The organism is Leisingera sp. SA215, from assembly GCF_055902035.1.
In genome coordinates, this window is record NZ_JBVVXU010000001.1 from 37,204 (window position 1) to 58,915 (window position 21,712).

General features: G+C 64.6%; 19 protein-coding genes. 6 read left to right on the top strand and 13 right to left on the bottom strand.

Annotated elements, in window-relative coordinates; all coding sequences use genetic code 11:
* Positions 1–168: 168 nt before the first annotated feature.
* Together AC0KW6_RS00170 and AC0KW6_RS00175 are read left to right on the top strand one after the other, a co-directional pair.
* Positions 169–777 carry a glutathione S-transferase family protein gene (locus AC0KW6_RS00170; protein WP_474033776.1) on the top strand — a complete coding sequence of 203 codons (609 nt, stop codon included), beginning with the start codon at positions 169–171 and terminating at the stop codon, positions 775–777.
* Between the two features lie 104 nt (positions 778–881).
* Positions 882–1,190, top strand: a complete 309-nt coding sequence (locus tag AC0KW6_RS00175) for a DnaJ family domain-containing protein (RefSeq protein WP_323776031.1) — start codon at positions 882–884, stop codon at positions 1,188–1,190.
* A gap of 6 nt (positions 1,191–1,196) precedes the next feature.
* On the opposite strand, the gene AC0KW6_RS00180 is transcribed toward AC0KW6_RS00175, so the two are convergent.
* A complete protein-coding gene (locus AC0KW6_RS00180) occupies positions 1,197–2,945 on the bottom strand; it encodes a tetratricopeptide repeat-containing sulfotransferase family protein (protein ID WP_474033777.1) in 1,749 nt (582 codons plus the stop codon).
* A gap of 91 nt (positions 2,946–3,036) precedes the next feature.
* On the opposite strand from AC0KW6_RS00180, the gene AC0KW6_RS00185 reads away from it, so the two are divergent.
* Positions 3,037–3,726, top strand: coding sequence for an SOS response-associated peptidase (locus AC0KW6_RS00185; RefSeq protein WP_323776026.1), 690 nt, complete (start codon positions 3,037–3,039; stop codon positions 3,724–3,726).
* A 2-nt stretch (positions 3,727–3,728) separates the two neighbouring features.
* Here AC0KW6_RS00185 and AC0KW6_RS00190 read toward each other — a convergent pair whose 3' ends face one another.
* Positions 3,729–4,220: a MarR family winged helix-turn-helix transcriptional regulator gene (locus tag AC0KW6_RS00190; protein ID WP_323776025.1), complete on the bottom strand. Its 492-nt coding sequence runs from the start codon at positions 4,218–4,220 to the stop codon at positions 3,729–3,731.
* Between the two features lie 178 nt (positions 4,221–4,398).
* Between AC0KW6_RS00190 and mnmH the strand changes: the two genes are divergently transcribed.
* Positions 4,399–5,451: a tRNA 2-selenouridine(34) synthase MnmH gene (gene mnmH / locus AC0KW6_RS00195; protein ID WP_323776024.1), complete on the top strand. Its 1,053-nt coding sequence runs from the start codon at positions 4,399–4,401 to the stop codon at positions 5,449–5,451.
* 221 nt (positions 5,452–5,672) lie between these two features.
* Here the strand turns inward: mnmH and selD are convergent, their stop codons facing one another.
* Genes selD through AC0KW6_RS00230 form a run of 7 tightly spaced genes read right to left on the bottom strand, consistent with a single transcriptional unit; the run spans position 5,673 to position 13,807 of the window.
* Entirely contained in the window at positions 5,673–7,835 is a 2,163-nt protein-coding gene (gene selD / locus AC0KW6_RS00200; protein WP_474033778.1) for a selenide, water dikinase SelD, read from the bottom strand.
* A 48-nt stretch (positions 7,836–7,883) separates the two neighbouring features.
* Positions 7,884–8,282 (bottom strand): Na+/H+ antiporter subunit G, encoded by a 399-nt coding sequence (locus AC0KW6_RS00205; RefSeq protein WP_323776022.1) that lies wholly within the window; start codon positions 8,280–8,282, stop codon positions 7,884–7,886.
* A 9-nt stretch (positions 8,283–8,291) separates the two neighbouring features.
* Positions 8,292–8,561 carry a K+/H+ antiporter subunit F gene (locus tag AC0KW6_RS00210; protein ID WP_323776021.1) on the bottom strand — a complete coding sequence of 90 codons (270 nt, stop codon included), beginning with the start codon at positions 8,559–8,561 and terminating at the stop codon, positions 8,292–8,294.
* Positions 8,558–9,055, bottom strand: a complete 498-nt coding sequence (locus AC0KW6_RS00215) for a Na+/H+ antiporter subunit E (protein ID WP_323776020.1) — start codon at positions 9,053–9,055, stop codon at positions 8,558–8,560. Before AC0KW6_RS00215 ends, AC0KW6_RS00210 begins: the two co-directional genes overlap by 4 nt.
* The gene (locus tag AC0KW6_RS00220) at positions 9,052–10,590 is read right to left on the bottom strand and encodes a monovalent cation/H+ antiporter subunit D (RefSeq protein ID WP_474034199.1); all 1,539 of its coding nucleotides are present in this window, start codon (positions 10,588–10,590) and stop codon (positions 9,052–9,054) included. The genes AC0KW6_RS00215 and AC0KW6_RS00220 overlap by 4 nt, the downstream gene beginning before the upstream one ends.
* Positions 10,590–10,943: a Na+/H+ antiporter subunit C gene (locus AC0KW6_RS00225; protein ID WP_024089737.1), complete on the bottom strand. Its 354-nt coding sequence runs from the start codon at positions 10,941–10,943 to the stop codon at positions 10,590–10,592. Before AC0KW6_RS00225 ends, AC0KW6_RS00220 begins: the two co-directional genes overlap by 1 nt.
* 2 nt (positions 10,944–10,945) lie before the next feature.
* Positions 10,946–13,807 (bottom strand): monovalent cation/H+ antiporter subunit A, encoded by a 2,862-nt coding sequence (locus AC0KW6_RS00230; protein WP_474033779.1) that lies wholly within the window; start codon positions 13,805–13,807, stop codon positions 10,946–10,948.
* Positions 13,808–14,086: 279 nt separating this feature from the next.
* On the opposite strand from AC0KW6_RS00230, the gene AC0KW6_RS00235 reads away from it, so the two are divergent.
* Both AC0KW6_RS00235 and AC0KW6_RS00240 read left to right on the top strand, forming a co-directional pair.
* Positions 14,087–14,563, top strand: a complete 477-nt coding sequence (locus AC0KW6_RS00235) for a rhodanese-like domain-containing protein (RefSeq protein WP_474033780.1) — start codon at positions 14,087–14,089, stop codon at positions 14,561–14,563.
* Positions 14,563–15,399, top strand: a complete 837-nt coding sequence (locus AC0KW6_RS00240; protein WP_474033781.1) for a CE1 family esterase — start codon at positions 14,563–14,565, stop codon at positions 15,397–15,399. The genes AC0KW6_RS00235 and AC0KW6_RS00240 overlap by 1 nt, the downstream gene beginning before the upstream one ends.
* Positions 15,400–15,541: 142 nt before the next feature.
* Here AC0KW6_RS00240 and mdoH read toward each other — a convergent pair whose 3' ends face one another.
* Genes mdoH through AC0KW6_RS00260 form a run of 4 tightly spaced genes read right to left on the bottom strand, consistent with a single transcriptional unit; the run spans position 15,542 to position 21,569 of the window.
* Positions 15,542–17,419, bottom strand: coding sequence for a glucans biosynthesis glucosyltransferase MdoH (gene mdoH / locus AC0KW6_RS00245; RefSeq protein WP_323776016.1), 1,878 nt, complete (start codon positions 17,417–17,419; stop codon positions 15,542–15,544).
* The gene (locus AC0KW6_RS00250) at positions 17,416–18,924 is read right to left on the bottom strand and encodes an OpgD/OpgG family glucan biosynthesis protein (protein ID WP_474033782.1); all 1,509 of its coding nucleotides are present in this window, start codon (positions 18,922–18,924) and stop codon (positions 17,416–17,418) included. The genes mdoH and AC0KW6_RS00250 overlap by 4 nt, the downstream gene beginning before the upstream one ends.
* Positions 18,921–20,183: an OpgC family protein gene (locus tag AC0KW6_RS00255; protein ID WP_323776014.1), complete on the bottom strand. Its 1,263-nt coding sequence runs from the start codon at positions 20,181–20,183 to the stop codon at positions 18,921–18,923. Before AC0KW6_RS00255 ends, AC0KW6_RS00250 begins: the two co-directional genes overlap by 4 nt.
* A 24-nt stretch (positions 20,184–20,207) precedes the next feature.
* Entirely contained in the window at positions 20,208–21,569 is a 1,362-nt protein-coding gene (locus AC0KW6_RS00260) for a tetratricopeptide repeat protein (RefSeq protein ID WP_474033783.1), read from the bottom strand.
* Positions 21,570–21,712: the final 143 nt, after the last annotated feature.

Sequence of the window (21,712 nt, forward strand, 5' to 3'; positions counted from 1 at the left end):
TTTCGCGCGCGAAACATTGGGGCAGGATTGCTTACATATTTTATTTATTGAATGTTAACCTGTGCGGCCGTCCGCGGGACGGGCAACCGGGGCGTCGTGCCTTGACGCAGGCGGCCGCACCCTATATTTAACCCATGTGTTAATTAGTGAAACGAAAGAGGCGGCCTGATGAAACTTCATGTATTCCCCCCGTCACCAAACTCCCGCAAAGTGCTGGTTGTGAACAGCCTTTTGGGTTTGGACCTGCCGGTCCGGATCGTGGACCTGCAGGCAGGTGAACAATTTCAGGAAGCATTTGCAGAGCTTAACCCAAATGCCAAGGTGCCGGTGCTGGAGGAGGATGACGGGTCTTCGCTGTGGGAATCCAACGCGATCATCAACCGTCTGTGCTCCGACCGGGAAACGCCGCTGTGGCCGCAATCAAACCAGCGCTATGATATCATGCGCTGGCAGTTCTGGGAGGGATGCCATTGGACGCCGGTCTGCAGCAAATTTATCTCGCGCCACCTCTTCGGACGGGCGGATATCGACATCGAGGCCGCGGCGGAGGACTTTCACAAACTCGCCAAGGTGCTGAACGGTCATCTGGACGGGCGCAACTGGCTGTCGGGAGAGCTGATGACCGCGGCGGATATCTCGGTTGCGGCGATCCTGTGCTATCGCGAGCCCTGCCGCTACCCGGTTGAGGGCTACAGCAATATCCTGCGATGGATGGCCCGGATTGAGCGGCTGGAGGCCTGGCAAACAGTCAATCCGGCCCCGCAGGCGGCGGAGTAGAATGGCAAATGCCCAATGGCAGGTAGCCCCTGCTTGGCCTTGGGGTTAGGCGGAGCAATGGCAAAGGGTTTCACCCGCTGCGCAGCCGTGGCAAAATGCGGATTATGGACCACCCGCTGATCGACCTTATCAACGCCCGGATCGAAGCCGCCGAAAAGGACGGTGCCTTTGACAATCTGGCGGGCGCCGGCAAGCCGCTGCCGGACTGCGATGACCCGGAACACGCATTGATCAACCGGCTGGTGCGCGAAAGCGGCGGGGTGCCGGAGTTCGTCAGCCTGTCGCGCGAGTTGCAGCGCCTGCGGGCCGAGCTGCGCGAGACCGGCGACCGCAGCCGCCGGATGGAGATCCTGAAGGACATGTCGATGATGGATGCGCGCATTGAACTGGCGCGCAAGTCCTACAGTAAATAGGCGCTGTTATGCTTTGATTTCCGGCCAGATTTCCGGATCCAGCCCGTCGGTGAACGGGGCCAGAACACCGGCGTATTGTTCCCATTTCCCAACCGAACGCGTATGCACGGTCTGCCTGACCTGTGTGTTGGACAGGGTCAGAACCTGGCCCTTGTGGCGTTCGGGGTGGGCCATGTCCGCGACCCAGTCCAGCCCGCAGAACTCGGCCAGCTTGCGGCTTTCGCTTTCGATATCGGACACCAGGCTCTCATAACGCAGATCGTAGATCCGGCCCGGCATCACCCGGCGCCAATGCTGCATCAGACGGCCATAGAGATTGAAACGGTGCGCCATCGCTTTCAGGTCATAGGCATAGGTGAGCGAACTGCCGGAGAAATAACCGCGCCAGATCGACAGCGCCACATCGCGCGGATCGCGGCACAGATGCACAAACCGGGCCTTGGGATAGGCGGTCAGCAAGTGGCCCAGCAGGCGGTAATTGTCCGGCATCTTGTCAACATAGGCCGCGGTGCCCGCGGGCATTTCAGGCAGCCGGCTGATGTCCTCAACCGCGAAGTTCCGGGCGGCCTCGGGGGTGAAATCCTGATCCTTGTCCAGGTATGGATGCAGCAGGAAGGCGGGCACGCCGCGTTCACCCAGGGGGAAGACATCTGGGTGCAGGCCGATCACCGTTTCGGTGAGGGTGGTGCCGGAGCGCGGCATCCCCACCACATAGATCGGGCGCGGGCCGTCCGGGGCGGTGTCAGCCTGGGGGATGGCTTGCGGAAAAGCCGCCATGATGCGGCTGAACTGGCGTTCGCTGTCCTCGTAATCATAGGGGTTCTGCGCCGCCATACAGGCATTGGCTTCGTCGTTGTGGGCCGCAAAAGCCTGTTTGTCGCCGCACTGGTCGGATATCCGCGCCAGCGCAAAGCTGACATTGGCCCGGTCCAGCGAGCGCGGCGGGGCGGCTTTCAGCGCCTTTTGCGCCACCGGCAGCAGTTCTGCGTTCTGTTCACGGCTGTTGAGCCGGGCCAGCATCTCCAGCACCTGGCTGTCCTTCGGGTCCAGATCCAATATCGCGAGGCACTGGGCGCGGGCGGCTTCGGTCTCGCCGTTGGAGATCAGCTGGCTGGCCAGCCGCCGCCGCGCTTCCAGGTTCTCCGGCGCCAGGGCAACCGCCTTTTGCGCGGCTTCGGTGGCTTCATCCTGACGCATGAGTCGGGCCAGCGGCAGGCTGATATTGGTCAGCGCGTCCACGTCATCAGGATTCAGGCGCAGGGTGGCCTGATAGTCTTCCAGCGCCGCTTTTTCATCGCCCAGGTTCTTCCATGCCATCGCCCGCAGCCGCAGCATCCGCGGTTGCTTGCCATCGCGGGCAAGGGCGCCGTTTGCAGTCGCAATGGCTGCCTCGGGATCGTTCTGCACCAGCTGCGCCTGTGCCTTCAGATACAGCGCGCCTTGATCTGCGGGCAGATCCGCCAGCACCCGGTCCAGCAGTTTCATCGCGGTCTCGCCCTGCTGCAGGAACAGAAGCGTCTGCGCCAGGTTCTTGCGGGCATCATGAAAGCCGGGCGCCAGGACCAGCGCCTTTTTGAAATGCGGCACCGCATCGCGGTGTTTGCCGAGACCGGACAGGGAGATTCCGGCAATGTTGGGAAAATCCGGATGGCTCTTGTGCCGCTTCATCCCGGCCTTGGACTGTTTCAGCGCCTGTTTGAACCTGCCCTGATTGAGAAAGCCGAACGCTGCCTGGAGGTCGTTCTGAAGGGTCATGTGGCCTATCCGTCTCTTAATGTCAGGGCAGCTGTTTTCCGGATGTGCGCAGGCTCTTTGCGCAGGGGCAGTCCTGGTTTAGAAAATCAGCATGTGCGGACGATTTGCCATAACACTGCCTACGGATGCAATGGCGCAGCTGTTTGCGGCGCAGCCTGCAAACAATCTGCCCAGAGTGCCCGACTTCAATGTCTGCCCGGCCAGCCCGGTGCATGCGGTGCAGGCAGGCGAAGCAGGGCGGCAGCTGGTTGCCATGCGCTGGGGCTTCCTGCCGCATTGGTACAAGTCTGAAACCGCCGGGCCGCTGCTGATCAACGCGCGGGCAGAGACGATTGCGGAGAAGCCCGCATTTGCCGCAGCCTGCCGCGAACGGCGCTGCCTGATCCCGGCCACGGGGTTCTATGAATGGACCAAAGCCGCCGGCGGCGCCCGGCTGCCCTGGTACATCCACCGCAGCGACGCAGCCCCCTTGGCCTTTGCCGCAATCTGGCAGAGCTGGGGAGCGGAAGACCCGGTCAAGACCTGCGCCATTGTCACCACCGCGGCAAATGAGGCGCTGTCGTCCATTCACCACCGGATGCCGTTGATTCTGGAGCCGCAGGACTGGGGCGTATGGCTGGGTGAGCAGGGGCCGGGTGCTGCGCGGCTGATGCAGCCGGGGGCGGCGGGCATCCTGGAGTTCCACCGGGTGGATCCGGCGGTGAATTCCAGCCGGGCCGAAGGGCCGGAGCTGATCGAACCGTCGGAGGACGGCGGCATCCCGCGCGGCCGGCTGATCTGAGGCTACTCGGCGGCCTCGCGCGGCGGCAGGTCGCGCTGCGGCGCGCGGCTGAGGCCGTTGGCGGCGATGGCGGCCTTTTGCAGCAGGGCTACAAAGGTTTCCCGCTCTGATTCCGTAAGCCCCGTCAGGATGCCCGGCTGGGCGGCCCGCACAACCGGCAAAAGCCGTTTAAGCAACGCGTCGCCTTCGCCGGTCAGGCTGACCTCGCGTGCGCGCCGGTCCGCCTTGCTGATCCTGCGTGCCACCAGCCCCTTTTCAACCAGCCGGTCCACAACCTTTCCCAGGGTGGCCCGGTCATAGGCTATCAGCCCCGCAACCGAGGCCTGGTCGATGCCGGGGTGGCGGTAGATCGCGGTCATGGCGGAAAACTGCACCGGGGTGAGGTCAGTGCCTTGCTCCGCCATCCGGTCCATGAACTGGGCCACGGAGATCTGGTGCAGCCGCCGGATCAGGTGGCCGGGCAGGGTGTGGATGTCCAAAGGGTCGCTGTCCATGGCCTTCTGCTGGTCCTTGCCGTTCTGCTGGTTCCGTTCTGCTGGTGCCGGCCGCCTGTCTGCGGGGCTGGCTGCCTTGACTGCCTTACTGCCCTGTGCGCAGTGCGCGCAAGTTTTATTGCCGCAGCTGCGGCAATTGCGGCTTTTCCTTGCCCAAGGGGCGCGGTAGAGCAGGGATATGGCATTGAAATTCACCTCCCTGCAAGACTTCTATGCCCATGGCTTTGACACCGTGATCGATGTCCGCAGCCCGGCTGAATTTGCCGAGGACCACGTGCCCGGCGCCATCAGCCTGCCGGTGCTGGATAACGCGGAGCGGGCAGAGGTCGGCACCATCTATGTGCAGGACAGCCCCTTCAAGGCGCGCAAGCTGGGCGCGGCGCTGGTGTTCCGCAATGCCGCAAACCACATCGAGCAGCGCCTGAGCCATCATGAGGGCGGCTGGAGGCCGCTGGTTTACTGCTGGCGCGGCGGCCAGCGGTCGGGGTCCTTCACCTGGATGCTGCAGCAGATCGGCTGGCGCGCCGAGGTGGTGGAAGGCGGTTATCAAAGCTACCGCCGTCTGGTGAACGCGGCGTTGTATCAGACCGCGCTGCCGCACCGGCTGGTGGCGCTGGACGGCTATACCGGATCTGCCAAGACCGAGGTGCTGAAACGCGCCGGGCAGCTGGGTGTGCAGGTGCTGGATCTGGAGGGGCTGGCCAATCATCGCGGCTCGCTGCTGGGGGACATGCCGACGCCGCAGCCGTCGCAGAAGGGGTTCGAATCCGCCCTTGCCGGCGCAGTGATGCAGCTGGACCCAGGCCGCCCGGTGCTGGTGGAGGCCGAATCGAGCAAGGTGGGCCAGCGGATTATTCCGCCCTCCGTCTGGGCAGGGATGAAGCAGGCGCCGCGGATCGAACTGCAGGTGCCGGCTGCGGCCCGCTGCCGCTATCTGGTGGCGGCTTATGACGATATTCTGTCAGACGCGGACGGTCTGCGCGAAAAGCTGGCGCCCCTGCGCGCCTATCGCTCGGGCGCAGTGGTGGAGGGTTGGTTTTCCCGCATCGCCGAGGGCGACAAGGCAGGGCTGACCAAGGCGCTGATGGCCGAGCATTACGACCCCGCTTACCGCAAATCCCGCGCTGCCATCGGCGCAAAGGTTGCTGCCACTGTCGAAGCCGGCGCGCTGGATGACGCCGGGCTGGACGCTGCAGCCGCCCAGGTTGCCAGGATCATCTCCAGTCTGTGACCGGCGATGCTCCCGCCCGTCGCAGGCGCAGCAAAGATGCCCCCGCTCCCGTTGGGCGTGGCGCTGCGCTGACGCGCAGCGGGCCTCCGGCAGGAGTATTTCTGACCAGACAGAAACCTGGGAGCAAGCGGGCGTTCCAGGCTTCTTTCTGGTTGCCGGTATTCCGGGCTGAATTGGCCGCAAGGCCAAGAGGGGCTGGCCCCTTGCCGCAGAAAAAAACCTCAAACGCTCAGGATGATGGCGCCGTGGTTTGAAGTCACCCTGCCAATCAGCGCAGCCGGGTATCCGGCCAGGCAGAGCTGCTCCAGCAGGAGTTGCGCCTGATCCGCCGCCACCGCTGCCAGCAGCCCGCCTGCGGTTTGCGGATCGAACAGCAGATCCTGCCAGCCGGTGGTCTTCAGCGCGGGCAGGGCAGCCTGATTTGACGGGAACAGCGAGGACCGGATGCCGCGGTCGGCCAGCTCTGCCGCGCCCTGCATCAGCGGGATTTTTCCGGTGAAGATTTCGGCCCCGGTCCGGGATGCTTCGCAGAGGCCGAGCAGGTGGCCGATGAGGCCGAAGCCGGTGACATCCGTCATCGCATGGGCGTCTTGCAGAATGCGGGCGGCGGCGCCTTGCGGCTGGCTCATCCGGTCCAGCGCGGCGGCGATCCACGCGCCCTTTGCCTCGCCCGCCATCTCCGCCGCCATCAGCACGCCAGAGCCAATGGGTTTGGTCAGGATCAGCGCATCGCCGGGTTCAGCTCCGGTCAGGGTGATCGCGGGGCGGCGGCACAGGCCGGTGACGGTGAAGCCCGCCGTCAGCTCATCCCCCAGGGAGGTATGGCCGCCGATGATGGCGGCGCCGGCGTCCTGCATGACCTCGGTTGCGGCGGCCATGATCTCCTGCAGGGTGCGGGACTGCAGCGCGGGCGACATCCGCGGCAGGATCAGATTGGCGGTGGCGGCCTGCGGATCCGCACCCATTGCCCAGATATCGCCAAGCGCATGCACGGCGGCGATGCGGGCCATCATCACCGGGTCGTTGCAGAAGCTGCGCAGATGGTCGGTGCTGATCACCTGCTGGACGCCGCCGGTGGTCAGCAGGGCGGCATCATCGCCGGGCAGCGGGGTGATGTCCGGGCGGTCCGCAACTTGCAGCCCGGAAAGGGTGCCCAGCAATGCATCCCGCCCGACCTTGGCGCCGCAGCCGCCGCACATCGGCTTGTCGCCAAGTGCCGCGTCCATGCCCAGCGTGTGTTCGGCGGGCAGGTCCGGCGGGTCCATGGCGGGCAGGTCGCGGAACTTTTCCATGAAGGCCTGGTCGATGCGGTCTTTCCAGGTCCACATCAAAGGGCCTGACAAAGTGGCGCCGAAGCGTTCGCCCAGGGCGTCTTTGCGGCCCATCGAAATGAGCTTCAGGTAGTCCTTTTGCGGGTGGTATCTGCGCAAGGGGTCGCCGGTCAGGATGCTGCGCAGGTTGTGGTACAGCACCGGCGCCTGGCGTACCGCGTAAACGCCCGCTTTGGGGCGCGGGGCAAAGTCCATATGGGCGCAATCGCCGGCCGCAAAGACATTGGCGGCGGAGCTTTGCAGGGTTTCACTCACCCGGATGAAGCCATTCCGCAAGGCGAGGCCGCTGGCGCTGAGCCAGCCGTAAGGGCGGGCGCCGGCGGCGCCGGTGGTGAACTCTGACTGCAGCTCGCGTCCGTCCTGAAGGACGATATGGTCCGCTTCGATCCGCTCAATCCGGACGTTTTCTTCCAGACGCACGCCGTGTTCGACCAGCGCGCGGCGCAGCCTGCGGCGGGCCTGTTCACCAATTGTGCGCAAGGCCGCGTCGCTGTCGATCAGCGTGGCCTGGGCCAGGCGGCCGCGGCTTTTCAGGGCAAAGGCCATCGCCAGGATCAGCTCCGCCCCGGCGACGCCGCCACCGATCACCGCAACATGGGCGGGGCTGCTGCCCTCGCGGAAGGCGGCCCATCGGGCGGCGAAGCCACCCAGCGGTTTGGCGGGGATGCCATGTCCGGCAAAACCCGGCAGGTCCGGCATGGCGGAGGTGATGCCGATATCGACCGAGGCGGCATCATAGGCAATCGGCGGGCGGCCCGGCACATGCACCAGCTGGGCCGCGGTGTCGATATGGTTTGCCGCGCCCAGCACCACGCGGGCACCGGCAAAGCGGGCGAGGCGCACCAGATCGATGTCCAGATCCTCGCGCGGATAATGACCGGCGACGTAACCGGGCAGCATGCCGGAGTAGGGCGCCGCGGGACCGGGGTTGATGACAGTCAGCCGGGCGCCGGGCAGGGGCCGCATGCCCCATTTGCGCAGCACCAGCGCATGGGAGTGGCCGCCGCCGATCAGCACCAGATCACGGGTCAGGGGAAAACGCGAAAAATCCATGTCATGTCCTGCCTTTGCAGCGGTCCGGAAGGCGCACCAAAGCGGACCTTATTGGGGGGTGTCGGTGCGGCTTGCGGTCTTGCGTTCCTCATCCTCCCGCGTGTCATGGGTGGCCCAATGGTCATCCTCGCCCGCCGTGGGCATGGTCTCGCGGCTCTCCTGCCGGTGAATATGCACCTTGGCAATGAAATTTGCGGTCACCGGTGCGGTCAGGAACAGGAACAGCGTGATCATCAGTTCGTGCATCGAGAAGGATTTCTCAAACGCTGCAGCATGCAGCATCGAGGCCAGCAGCACGCCGCCGACGCCCAGGGTGGTGGCCTTGGTCGGGGCGTGCAGGCGCGACATGGGATCGTTGAGTTTCAGCAGCCCGAAGGAGCCGACAATGCCAAAGATCCCGGCGATCACCAGGAAGGCGGCAACAAGGAGTTCTAACAGGCTTTCCATATGTCTCCCCTATTCGATGATATTGCCGCGCAGGATAAAGCGCGCGTAGGCCACGGTGGAGACAAAGCCGAGCATGGCAATGATCATTGCTGCTTCGAAAAAGATCTCGGTTCCCAGCGTCAGGCCGTAGAGCACCATCAGCGCGATGGCGTTGATGAACATGGTATCCAGCGCCAGGATGCGGTCGGCCACATCCGGCGCGGTGACGATCTTCCAGAGGTTCATCAGCATCGCGAGGGCAAAACAGGCAAAGGCAAAGGTCGAAGCGCTTTCGATCATTCGAAAATCTCCATCAGCCGGCGCTCGTAGCGCTGTTTGATTTCATCCCGCACCGCGTCCGGGTTGGGCGCGTCGAGACAATGGACCAGCAGGCTGTGGCCTTCGTCCGAAATATCTGCCGACAGGGTGCCTGGCGTCATGGTGATGGTGCCGGCCAGGGCGGTGATCGCTTCGGGTGTTTTCAGGTCAAGCGGGATGGTGATCCAGTTGGGCCGGCGGTCGGCATTGGGTTTGAACAGCACGATGCGGGCGACGATGATATTGGCCTGGACGATGTCCAGCAGCACCACCAGGATGTATTCGGCGATTTTCAGCGGGCGGCGCAGCTGGGGCCGGTTGGGCCAGAAGGGCTGGGTCACGAACGGGATCAGCACGCCCAGCATGAGGCCGAAGATCAGCGAGTTGAGCGACCAGCTGTTGACCAGCAGGAGCCAGGTCAGCGTCAGCAGAAGCGTGAGCAGGGGGTGCGGGAACAGCCGCCAGACCAGTTTCATTCTGCGTGCCTCCCCAGCACAGTTTCGATGTAGGCGGTCGGCGCGTAAAGCTGCGCCGCCGTGGCTTCGGCATAGCGGGTGGCGGGACCGGCAAAGACGGTGAGCGCCACCAAGCCGCCAAGCAGGCCGAAGCAGGCGGCAAAGGGCAGCTGCGCCGGTCTTGCGGCCAGGTCTTCCAGTGGCGGTTCCTCGCTGGTATCGGTGTCCTGCGGCGGCAGCCCGTGGCCTTTCCAGAACAGCAGCGAGCCTGCGCGGGCCATGCCGATGATGGTGATCAGGGAACCGGCCAGGATCACGGCCCAGATCCAGGCGGCAAGATCAACGCCGCGGGTGGCGTCCAGCACCAGCAGCTTGCCCAGGAAACCGGACAGCGGCGGCATGCCCGCAAGGGCGATAGCTGCAGCAAAGAACAGCGCCGAGATCAGCCCGGTCTGCGGCATCGGCAGCTGCGCCTGGATCCAGGGACCCTGCCGTTCCATCACCAGATCGGCAACCAGGAACAAGAGCGCCGCAGCCAGGGTCGAATGGACCAGGTAATACAGGGCAGCTGCCGCGGCCGAAGGGGTGAACAGCGAAATCGCAATCAGCAGCGTGCCCATCGAGGCGATGGCGCCGAAGGCCGCCAGCCGGCCCAGCTTGTTGGAGCCGAGAACGCCGATGGCACCTGCGCCAAGCGTCAGCAGCGCGGCGGGCATCAGCCAGGCCTCGGTCAGGCCGGCGGTGGCTTCAACCTCCGGGCCGAAGACCAGCGTGTAGATGCGCAGGATCGAATAGGCGCCGACCTTGGTCATGATCGCAAAGAGCGCGGCAACCGGCATCGGCGCATTGGCATAGGCCGATGGCAGCCAGAAGTGCAGCGGCAGCAGCGACGCCTTGATGGCAAAGACCAGCAGCAGCATCACCGCGCCGACGCGCAACAGGGCGGTATCCTCGGCCGGGATCTGGGCCACTTTCACGGCGAGATCAGCCATGTTCAGGGTGCCGGTCACCGAATAAAGCGTGCCGAGGGCAAACAGGAACAGGGTAGACCCCAGGAGATTGAACACCACATACTGCACCCCGGCCTGAAACCGGCGGGTGCCGCCGGAGTGGATCATCAGGCCGTAAGATGCGATCAGCAGCACCTCGAAGAAGACAAACAGGTTGAACGCATCGCCGGTCAGGAAGGCGCCCATGATGCCCATCAGCTGGAACTGGAACAGCGCGTGGAAGTTGGCGCCGCGAGTGTCCCAGCCGGAGCCGATGGCGTAAAGCAGGACGGGCAGGGCCAACAGCGAGGTCAGCACGATCATCATCGCCGACAGCCGGTCCAGCACCAGCACGATGCCGAAAGGTGCCGGCCAGTCGCCCAGCTCATAGACCTTGACGGTGCCGTCCAGCGTCTGTGCGGCCAGTGTCAGCGAGATGGCGGCCAGCAGCACCACGCTGGCCAGCGAGAAGATCCGCTGCAGGTCGAGATGGTGGCGCACTGCCATGATGATGAAGGGTGCCACCAGGGCGGGCAGCACCACCGGCGCGATCAGAAGGTGGTCGATCATGCGTCGTCTCCTGCGCCTTCGGGTTCAACCGGCATCGCAGTGCGGTCATCGCGGGACGACAGATACGCCCCCAGCGCAATCATCACCACCACGGCGGTCATGCCGAAGGAGATCACAATTGCGGTCAGCACCAGCGCCTGCGGCAGCGGGTCGGTATAGGCGACCTCTTGATACTTGTTGAGGATCGGCGGCGCGCCGGTTGCCAGCCGTCCGGTGGCGAACAGGAAGACGTTGACTGCGTAGGTGATCAGCGACAGACCCAGGATCACCGGGAAACTGCGGCGGCGCAGGATCAGGTAGATCCCGGCCGCTGTCAGGATGCCCACGGCAGAAGCGACGAGAAGTTCCATATCTATCCCTCCGTCCCGGTCTTGTCCGCGTCATCGCGCGCCGGGTTGATGTCCATCGCATGTTCTGAGCTGATGCCCGGCTGCCAGGCAAAGCGCGACAGGCTTTCAAGTGCCAGAAGCACGGCGCCGACCACCGCCAGGAAAACGCCGAGGTCAAAGAGCGCGGCGGTAGCCCATTCGAATTCCTCCAGCGGCGCCCAGTGGATGTAGCCGAAGGCGCTGGTCAGAAACGGCATGCCGTTGAACCAGGCACCCATACCGGTGGCGGCGGCGATCAGCACGCCGGAGCCGATGATGGCATGATAGGGGAAACGCTGGCGCTCGGTCGCCCAGGCAAAGCCGGAGGCCATATATTGCATGATGATGGCGATTGCGGCGACCAGGCCGGCGATAAAGCCGCCGCCCGGCAGGTTGTGGCCGCGGAAGAAGATATAGGCCGCAACCATCAGCGCCAGCGGCATCATCACCCGTGTGGCCACCACCATCATCAGCGGATGCGCGTCGCCCGCCTGCGGCAGGTCCGGCGTGCGGTTCAGAAGATGGGCCCGCACACGGCTGTTCAGCACCGCCTCGGTCAGCGCATAGATTACCATGGCGGCGATGCCCAGCACGATGATCTCGCCAAAGGTGTCATAGCCGCGGAAATCGACCAGGATCACGTTCACCACATTGGTGCCGCCGCCGCCCTTGTAGGAATTCGCGAGGTGGAAATCGGAAATGGTCGGGAAGGCAAAATCGCGCATCAGCAGCGCATAAATCAGCCCTCCGGCCCCCAGGCCCGCCACCACCGAAATGGCGCCGTCGCGGATCCGGGTCAGCACCGGGGTTTCGACCGGGGTTTCCTTGGGCATGAAGTTCAGCGCCAGCAGCAGCAGGATGATGGTCACCACTTCGACCGAGATCTGGGTCAGCGCCAGATCGGGGGCCGACAGGTAGTTGAACGACAGCGAGACGACCAGCCCCACAACGCCGATCAGCACCAGCGACAGCAGGCGGTTGCGGTGCTTGGCGACGATGAACAGCGTCGCCACCACCAGGGAAAACCAGCCGAGGATCGGCAGGAGGCCGGGCTGCTGCACTGTGCGGCTCGGCGCCGTCAGCGTGCCGCCCTGATAGGCGTAATAGGCGATGGCCACAGTGAAGGTCACCATCACCGCCGCATAGCGGGTGAGTTGACCGTTGTGCAACCCTTCGGTCATGCTCTGGCTGAGGCGGGTGAAGGCATCGGTCAGGGCCTCGAAAATGACCTTGGCTTCGGGGCGGGGCAGGGCGTTCCAGATCCGCTGCAGCGGTCCATGCAGGGCCAGCAGAGTCAGGCCGCCGATGGTGGCAAACACAGACATGTACAGCGCCGGCGTCAGCCCGTGCCACAGCTTGAGCGAGTAATAGGGCAGCTTCTCGCCGCCGATCACCGCGCTGGCGGCTGTGGCCACCAGCGGGCCTGCAACCTTGGCCGAGGCAAAGCCGATCAGCACCACCAGACCCACCAGGAAGGCGGGGCCCATCCACATGCCGGTATTGGGGTCATGCGGGTGGCCGGGGTAATCGTCGCGCTTGGGGCCAAGGAACACATGCGCGATGAAACGGAAGGAATAGGCGGCCGAGAACAGCGCCGCCGCCGTGACCAGCGCAGGGATTACCAGATGCGAGCCGTTCCAGACTGTGTGGGCGGCTTCCTCGAGCATCATTTCCTTGGACAGGAAACCGTTGAGGGGCGGGATGCCTGCCATCGACAGGGCTGCGAGTGTACCGATGGCGAAGGTCACCGGCATCAGGTGGCGCAAGCCGCCGAGGCGTTTGATATCGCGGGTGCCGGCCTCGTGGTCGACAATGCCCGCGGTCATGAACAGCGCCGCCTTGAAAGTGGCGTGGTTGATGATGTGGAACACGGCAGCCACCGCAGCAATCTTGGTGCCAAAGCCCAGGAGCATGGTGATCAGGCCCAGATGGCTGACGGTGGAGAACGCCAGCAGCGCCTTGAGGTCATCCTTGAACAGCGCAATCACCGCGCCCAGCAGCATGGTCACGAGGCCAGTGGTGGCGACGATATAGAACCACTCCGGCGTGCCGGCCAGCACCGGCCACAGGCGGGCCATCAGGAACAGGCCGGCCTTAACCATGGTGGCAGAGTGCAGGTAGGCCGACACCGGGGTCGGGGCCGCCATCGCATGAGGCAGCCAGAAGTGGAACGGGAATTGCGCCGATTTGGTAAAGGCCCCCAGCAGGATCAGGATCAGCGCGGGCAGATACAGCGGCGAGGCCTGAATGGCGGCCTTGTTCTGCAGAATCACGCTGAGGTCGTAAGACCCGGCGATATGGCCCAGGATCAGCATCCCCGCGATCATCGCCAGCCCGCCGGAGGCGGTCACCGTCAGCGCCATGCGGGCGCCCTGGCGGCCTTCGGGCAGATGTTTCCAATAGCCGATCAGCAGGAAGGAACTGAGGGAAGTGAGTTCCCAGAACACCAGCAAAAGCAAGATGTTGTCGGACAGAACGATGCCGACCATCGCGCCCTGGAACAGCAGGAGATAGCTGTAGAACTGGCCCATCGGATCTTCGCGCGACAGGTAGAACCGGGCGTAAAGAATGATCAGCAGGCCGATGCCCAGGATCATGGCTGCAAACAGGAAGCCGAGCCCGTCGAGAAAGAAATTGGCATTCAGGCCCAGTGCGGGAAGCCAGTCGACGGAGGCATGAACGGTGTCGCCCCGGAACACCGCCGGGATATGCAGCATCAGCCCGATAAAGGCGAGCAGGGAGGTCAGGCCGGCGGCGGAGGCTGCCGCATTGCGTCCCGCGCGGATCAATAGCGCTGGGAAGACGGCTCCGAGAAAAGGCAGGGCCGCAATCAGGAAAAGGGACACGTGCAGGTCTCCTGTCGGGTTGGCGCGTCGTTTTTGGATCAGTGCTAAGCAATTTTCTTGCCCAGAACCACCCCCGCCGACCCGGTTGCGGCAATTATGACGCAGGCCAGGGGGGGATTTCTTACGCTCGTTGGCGCCATAAATGGGCAGTGTCTGTCCAATAACAAGAACTTGACCGGCGGTATCGGCGCGTTTCTGGTGATTGCAGCGGCTTGGCCTGCTAGATTGCCGGGCAAGGGCCCGGTTCCGGGCCGCCTGGAGAATGGGAGGCGCGGCTGCATGGCGGTGCAGAATGACACAGGCAGGCGCGGCGTGTCCCGCCGTAAGGCGCTGCTGGGCGCTATCGCAGCGGCGGCCGGTGCGGGGATCTGGTGGCAGCGGCGCCAGCCTCCGGACCATGACCGCCCGCGGCTGACGGCGGCCGAAGCCTTTGCCCAGGCGCAGGCCGGCGAGATAACTCTGGTGGATATCCGCACACCGCAGGAATGGCGCGCTTCAGGCGTCCCGGTAGGCAGCCATCAGATCGATATGCGGCGCAAGGATTTCATCGCCGCCCTGCAGGCCGCGGCGGGACCTGGCCGGGCAGCTCCGGTGGCGCTGATCTGCGCCCGCGGGGTGCGTTCGGCGCGGCTGACACTGGCGCTGGCACAGGCAGGCTACAGCAATGTGATGGACGTGCCCGAGGGCATGCTGGGGTCCGGTGCAGGACCCGGCTGGATTGCCGGCAATCTGCCAGTGGCCCGGTGGGAGGGATGATGAAGTTATGGAAAACAGGCGCCGCCGCTGCGGTGCTGTGTGCAGTATGGAGCGGTGCTGCTGTTGCGGGCTGCGGGGCTGCGGCAGGCGTCTGCGAGGCGGCAAACGGTGCCTATCATATTGCGCTGCCAACGGCAGTGAAGGACCCGGCGCCGGTGGTGATGTTCCTGCATGGCTATGGCGGCAGCGGCGCGCAGGTTCTGCGCAACACGGCGCTGATCGAGGGGCTGACAGGGCGCGGTTATGCGGTGATTGCCCCCGAGGGCCGCAGCCGCGGCGGCACCGGGCCGCAGTCCTGGGGTTTTGGCCCGTTCACCGAAGGCCGCGACGAGGGCGCATTTTTCGCCGCGGTGCTGGCGGATGCCGCGGACCGGTTCGGCACATCCACTGCGCAGACGGTTCTCGCCGGGTTTTCCGCCGGTGCCTTCATGGTGCATTACCTGGCCTGCCGCGAGCCGGATGCCTTTGCGGCTTATGCGCCGGTCTCCGGCGCGTTCTGGCGGCCGCAGCCGGAAGCCTGCGAAGGGCCGGTGCGGATGTTGCAGGTGCATGGCTGGCGCGACGACGTGGTGCCGCTGGAGGGCCGGATTCTGGGCGGCGGACGCTGGGAGCAAGGCGATGTCTTTGCCGGGCTGGAGGTCTGGCGGGAAGCGAACGGCTGCACGTCGCACGCGCCGTCCAAGGCCTGGCGCAAGGACGGCCTGCTGCGCCGCCGCTGGGACTGCGGGCGGGGGGCAAGGATTGACCTGCTGCTGTTTGACGGCGGCCATACGCTGCCCAAGGGCTGGGCGGGCCTGATGGCGGATTGGTTCGAAGATCAACCGGTGGTGCGCTGAAGCAGCGGCAGTGCCCTCAATAAGCAGAGCGCCCCCGCCGCTTTGAGCGAAAATCAGAGATTTCCGTCAAAGCGTGGAGCCAGGCAGCGCGCCAGCGCGGCGCCTGGCCCAAGGCTGACAGGGGCAGCCCGGCGCAGCCGGTTTATTCCGCCGGGGTGCTGCGGGCGCCATTGCCGTCCAGCAGCGCCTTCAGGTCAGCGCGCGCCACGCGGGCGGCGCGGGTGATCTGGGGTTCGCTGAACTCCTCCCGCGTCGCCATCCAGTTGCGGATGCGGTTCACGGTCTTCACCCCGGACAGCGCCGACAGCGGCACCGCCAGCACCAGCGACAGCGCAATCGGTGCCAGCCACAGGGATACGGTGCCGGACAGGATCCCGGCCCAGAGCGCCACGCCGCTGACGGTTTCCAGCGCATGGCAGGTGAACAGCGTGCGCAAGGCGTAGCTGCCGCCGTCGCGGGCCTGCGGTTCCCAGCCGCGCTGCAGGCCCAATGCGGTGCGGAACACCGCGATCATCTGCTGCACCATCAGGATCGGCGCATAGAGGATCGCCAGCAGTACTTCGGACAAAAAGGACAGAGCAAAATGCAGCGGCCCGCCGTATTCCGAAAACCGGCTGCCGGTCAGCGGTAGCGCGGCTGCAGAGAGCATTTTGGGCGCCAGCAGCATTGCGTAGATCAGCAGGATGACCAGCACATGCTTGGGTTCGGACATGTCCGGCCAGCTGGGGCGGAACGGGTTGGCTTCGCTGAAGTAGCTGATCACCGAGGCTTCCTCGCTGCGGCCGATCACGGCCCAGAGCACCAGCAAGGCAAACCACACCGGCGCCATCAGATAGCCGATTGCTCCGGCAAAAAGGTGGAACCGCGAGATCGCGCGGAAGCCCTTGGCATGCAGCAGGTTGAGGTGCTGCAGGTTGCCCTGGCACCAGCGCCGGTCGCGCAGGATGTGGTCGATCAGGGTGGCGGGCGTCTCCTCGTAGGAGCCGCGGATGCGGGGCAGGAAGCGCACCGACCACCCGGCCCGGCGCAGCAGGCCCGCTTCGACGAAATCATGGCTCATGATCAGCTTGCCGCCGCGGCCAAAGCGCGAGCGCAGCAGCGGCAGGCCGGCGCAGGCGGCAAAGGCGCGGGTGCGGATGATGGCGTTATGGCCCCAGTAGTTGCCTTCGTGCCCGGCCCAGCGGGCCAGGCCCTCGGCCAGTGCGAGGCCATAGACGCCGTTGGCGAACTGCTGCATCCGGCCAAAGACGGACTGGGCGCCAATGAGCTGCGGGTAGCTTTGGATCAGGCCGGCGCTGGGATCGCGGGCCAGCGCATCGGCCAGCCGGGCAATGGCGCGGCCTGTCATCAGGCTGTCGGCATCCAAGACCAGCATCGCCTCGTAATCCGCCCCCCAGCGGCGCACCCAGTCGGAGATATTGCCGACCTTGCGCCCAGCGTTTTCGGCGCGGCGGCGGTAGTATAGTTCCGTTCCCTGCGGCAGCATCGTGCGCAGCGCCGTGACACTGGCGCGTTCCTGTTCGGCAATTGCGTCATCGCGGGTGTCCGACAGGATGAACATCGCGTATTCATGCTGGCCGCCGCGGCCGTGCAGTTCCTGCAGCATGGTCTGGGCGTTGCCCAGCACATACCAGGGCACCTCGTTATAGACCGGTATCAAAAGCGCCACCTTCATCGGCCGCGCCGGGCCGCGGACCACGGTCTTTTCCCGCCGCGACAGCCCGTAGAGGCCCAGCAGCACAGTGGAGACGGTGAAGGCAATCCAGAAGAAATTGAAGGCGATCAGCGCCAGCAGTACCAGTTCCAGCAGCGAAAACCCGTCAGCGGTGAACCAGCCCCGCATAACCCAGGTGAGGACACCGGTCGCCAGCATCGCAGGCGAGAAGGCCAGCAGCCGCCACAGTGCCACCTGTCGCGGCGCGGCATCGCCGGGGGCTTCTGCGTCGCGGAAGCCCTTGCTGAAATCCTGCTCCGGCATTGCCAGGGGCTGTTCCGGGGGCATCAGGTCACATGCGGTCATGCGGTCCACCTGTAAAGCCAGACTTCGGAAGCGGCATTGCCGTTTTTCCTGAGCTGGGCGCGAAGTTCGACGTGATCCCGATCGCCGGGATCGAAATAAAAGGCGAGCCGAAGGCCGCCGGTTTCCGGGTTGCGCTGCAGCACGCCCTCGCTGGCCGCCACATGGGGAGAGTGGATGTGAACGTCAAGAGTGTCCGGGCCGCCGTCAAACAGCGGATGGGCATCGAAGTCGATGGTCATGATCCGGCCCGGCCCGCCAAAGATCCGCGCGCCCTCGGCGGTGTCGATCACCCGCGGCATCGACAGCACCGGTTCCTCGCCCCAGGTGAGGCGGTAATTCAGGTTTACCTCGGACCCGGCGGCATAGGGGTCGCGGGGGCGCCAGTAGGCGACGATATTGTCGTAGATTTCCTTGTCCGCCGGGATTTCCACCAGGGTGACCGCGCCCTGGCCCCAGTCGTCCTTGGGTTCGACCCACAGGCAGGGGCGGTTGTGATAGAAGGCTTCCAGATCGTTGAATTCCGACAGTTTGCGCGGGCGCTGCATCAGGCCGAAACCCTGCGGGTTTTCATCGACGAAGGATGAGACTTGCAGCCGCGTGGGATTGGCCAGCGGGCGCCACAGGGTTTCGCCATTGCCGTTCAGCACCAGAAGGCCGTCGCTGTCATGCACCGCCGGGCGGAAGTCGTCGAACCGGCTGCGGTTGGTGGCATCGAACAGGAACATGGAAGTAAGCGGCGCAAGGCCTGCGTGATTCAGGTCCACGCGGGCGAACAGCGTCGCGTCCACATCCATCACGGCGCTGCTGCCGGGGGTGATGGTAAAGCGGTAGGCGCCGGTGACAGAGGGTGAATCCATCAGCGCATGCACCACCATCGAACGCTGGCCGGGGGCCGGGGCCTCAAGCCAGAACTCGATGAATTCAGGGAATTCCTCTCCCTCGGGATCTGCGGTTTTCAGTGCCAGTCCGCGGGCCGACAGCCCGTAGGCGTTGCCGATGCCGATGGCGCGGAAATAGCTGGCGCCCTGGAAAACGCAGAACTCGGTCTTTTTGGTGGGGTCGTCCAGATCGGTGCGCAAACGCAGGCCGGAATAGCCCAGGTGGCCTTCTGTAGTCAGCTCCGGCGCCTTTTCATTCTTGTCGAACAGCGACAAGTCGAACGGCATGCGGCTGGACAGGCCATTCGTTACGGTGTTGATCTGGATCGCCCGCGGGAAGTAGAGGCCGGGCAGGAAGAAATCGACGTTGTAGCTGCGGTCGGTCTTGGACCACAGCGCGTCCTTGGTGCGGAACCAGCGGGATTTATAATCGTCATAGGACTGGTCAAGCCAATCCTGCGGCACCGCCGGGCGCTCGGCATAGGGCTTTGCGGCCAGTGCGCGGGCCTTGGCCACCACCGTATCGCGGGTAAAGGGCATGGCATCACCGGCAAACCCGGGCAGCGCAGCCAGGGCGGTGCTGCCTAGCGCGGCGGCCAGAAAGGAACGGCGGGAAAAAGAGCTCATTTCTTGGCTCTCCATGGCTGAGACTTGAACCAGGCTGCGGTGTAAGCGCAGACAATAATCAGGAAAAAGCCAAGCAGGTTGGCGAATGCCGTGGTCATAACCGCGCGGTCCGTCTGGTCAAGCGCAAAGCCGATGAACCGGGCCAGCGCCATCGAGAAGACAAACACCGCCAGCGATTGCTGGCCGACCTTGGTGATGACCTGCAGCAACACCGACCAGATCCGGGCGGCGGCGGAGGAGCCGGACGCAATCAGGCGCTTGCCGCCTTCGCCGGCAGCGACCCAGCCCAGATAGGCCAGCGCCAGGAAATGGGCATAGCGCAGCAGGCCGAAGTCGGTCTTTTCGCGCCATTCGCCAATGGCATCGCGGCCCGGCATGATCAGATCGGCCAGTTCCGGGCTGGCGGATTTGACCCAGGTGAAGACTTTCCACGAGCCATAGGGCGCCGACAGAATCAAAAAGGCGGCGGCCAGCACGATCAGCAGCTTGGAGACCGGCGGCTTCGGCAGCCAGCCTTTCATGAAGGCAAAGCCGGTGAAGAACAGCAGCTGCCAGCCGAAGGGGTTGAAGAACCATTCGCGCTCCGACCAGGGTTCTGCGGGCAGCGACAGGCCATTGGGGCCAAGCCCGATCATATAGGGGTTGGCAGTGAGCCAGATCAGGACAGACGCCATGGCAACGGCCCAAAGGCCGATCTTCTCGAGCCCCATCATCAGCGGCATCAGCATCAGCACCACCAGGTACATCGGCAGAATGTCGAAATAATTCGGCACATAGGTCAGGGTGAACAGCCCCACCAGCTGGGTCATCGGATCCTTGAAGAAATGGCCGAGGTTCAGAGAGTTCACATAGCTTTTCTCGAAGCCGCCATAAAGGTCGATGGCAGCCACTGAGACGGCAATAAAGACAAACAGGCCGATATGGGCCCAGAACACCTGCCAGCAGCGGAACAGAACACGGGCGGTGCCCAGCCTCCAGCCTTGCCTGGCAAAGGAGCCGCCAAAGGCGATGGCCGAGGCCATGCCGGAGCAGAACACAAAGATCTCGGTCGCATCCGAGAACCCGAAGCGGGCCGGGATCCAGCCGGTCCAGCGGTTGCCCGGGATATGGGCCGCCAGGATGATGAACATGGCAATGCCGCGATAGAAATCGAGCCGCGGATCGCGCACCGGCGGCTGGGCCGGTTGCGGCGGGGGGGCTGCGCGGTTGGCAGCGCCGGGATCTTTCTGAGGCCCGGGGAAGGGCGCAACACTGGACATCTGTGGTTTTGGTCCTTGAAGGTCTTATTCTGCGGGGACGCTGGCAGCACCGGGCGGGTTCCGGCCTTCGGCGATCAGGGTGCGGCGGGCGAGCGCGTAATTGTCCTCGGTGCCGCCGCGTTTGATCCGGCGGTCATCCAGGATTGCTTCGACCGCGTCAAGCTGGCCTGAGCGGATTCCCGCGTCTATGGTAATGCGTTCAAATACATCGCGTTGCGCATGGCTGCCGCCGGCCAGCTGCAGGCTGCCGCGGGCAGCAGCAAGATGCCTGAAGGCGGACTGGTAGTTGCCGTCGCCGAAGGCTTCCAGGCCATCGGCTGCCGCGCAGCCCGGATCGGCCATGCGCTCACGGGCCTCGGACCCGCCCTGTCCGGCGTCGGCGTGGATTCTTTGGACCAGCTTATGGGCGTCGCCCCTGCGGTGTCCGGTGAGGGCCAGAAGATAATGCAGGTCGGCGAAAATCAGGCTGCCGTCTTCGGTCCGGTTGGCGCAAAGCTCTGACAGTTCCTCCCAGCGGTTGCCGGCATCGACGCCTTCCAGCTCCAGCCGCACCAGCAATGAGGTGGCGTTGGAGATGTCGCGGTAATCGTCGGTCTTATCCTTGCGCACCGCGGTGTCATACAGCGCCAGCGCCTCGTCCATCTGGCCCAGATCCAGATGCATCAGCGCCTTGTGCCACCAGACGTGGTAGCGGAAGTTGTTGCAATGGGCCCAGGCCTCCTCGCGGCCGTGCAGCCACTCCAGCCCTGATCTGGCATTGCCGGTCATGTCATGCACATGTGCCACGGCATGCAGGCCCCAGGCATCATCGGGGGCCATCCACAGCGCCTGGCGGCCGGCATTGGCCGCGCGCTCAAATTCGCCGGTTTCCTCCAGTGCAAAGGAGTGGCAGCCCAGAAGGTAGCCGCGGCCCGCGTGATCCGGCGCGTAAGCAGGCATCACTCTCTCAACGGAGGCACGCATCCCTTCCGGGTCGCCAAGGATAAAGCGGATGCCGTGGCTGAGCTTCATTGCCAGGGTGTCCTGCGGGAAGGCATCCAGAACCTCTTCCATCCGGCGGATCGCCTGGCTGGGCCGGCCCGCCAGCCAGGCTTCCAGCGCATCGGCATATTTACGCTCGCGCGGCAGGGCACCTTCGTAGTGCGACTTGGCGTCGCGCAGGGCCGCCTGCGCGGCCGGCAGCAACTCCCGGCGGCCCAGCATCAGCAGAGACAATCCCTTAACCGCATGAGCCAAGGCAAAATCAGGCGCCGATTTCAGCACCGCGCCCAGGTGATCGGCCGTCGCTGCGGCGTGGGCCAGAACCCCCATCTGCACGGCATTCCAATCCCGCAGCGCCGCTGCATCGGTCAGGCTGGTGTCTTGGCCGAAAATATCATGCGTCATGGGTGTCCAATCTTTCTCAAATAAAGTGCGGGGCCGGTGTCCTGATGAAAGAGTAGTTCATCGGGTCAGCCCGGGCGAACCCTGCTCGCGGTTTGGTGAAGGCCTGTGTGTGTCTGAATGCAAAATACGCCGGATGTGTAGGA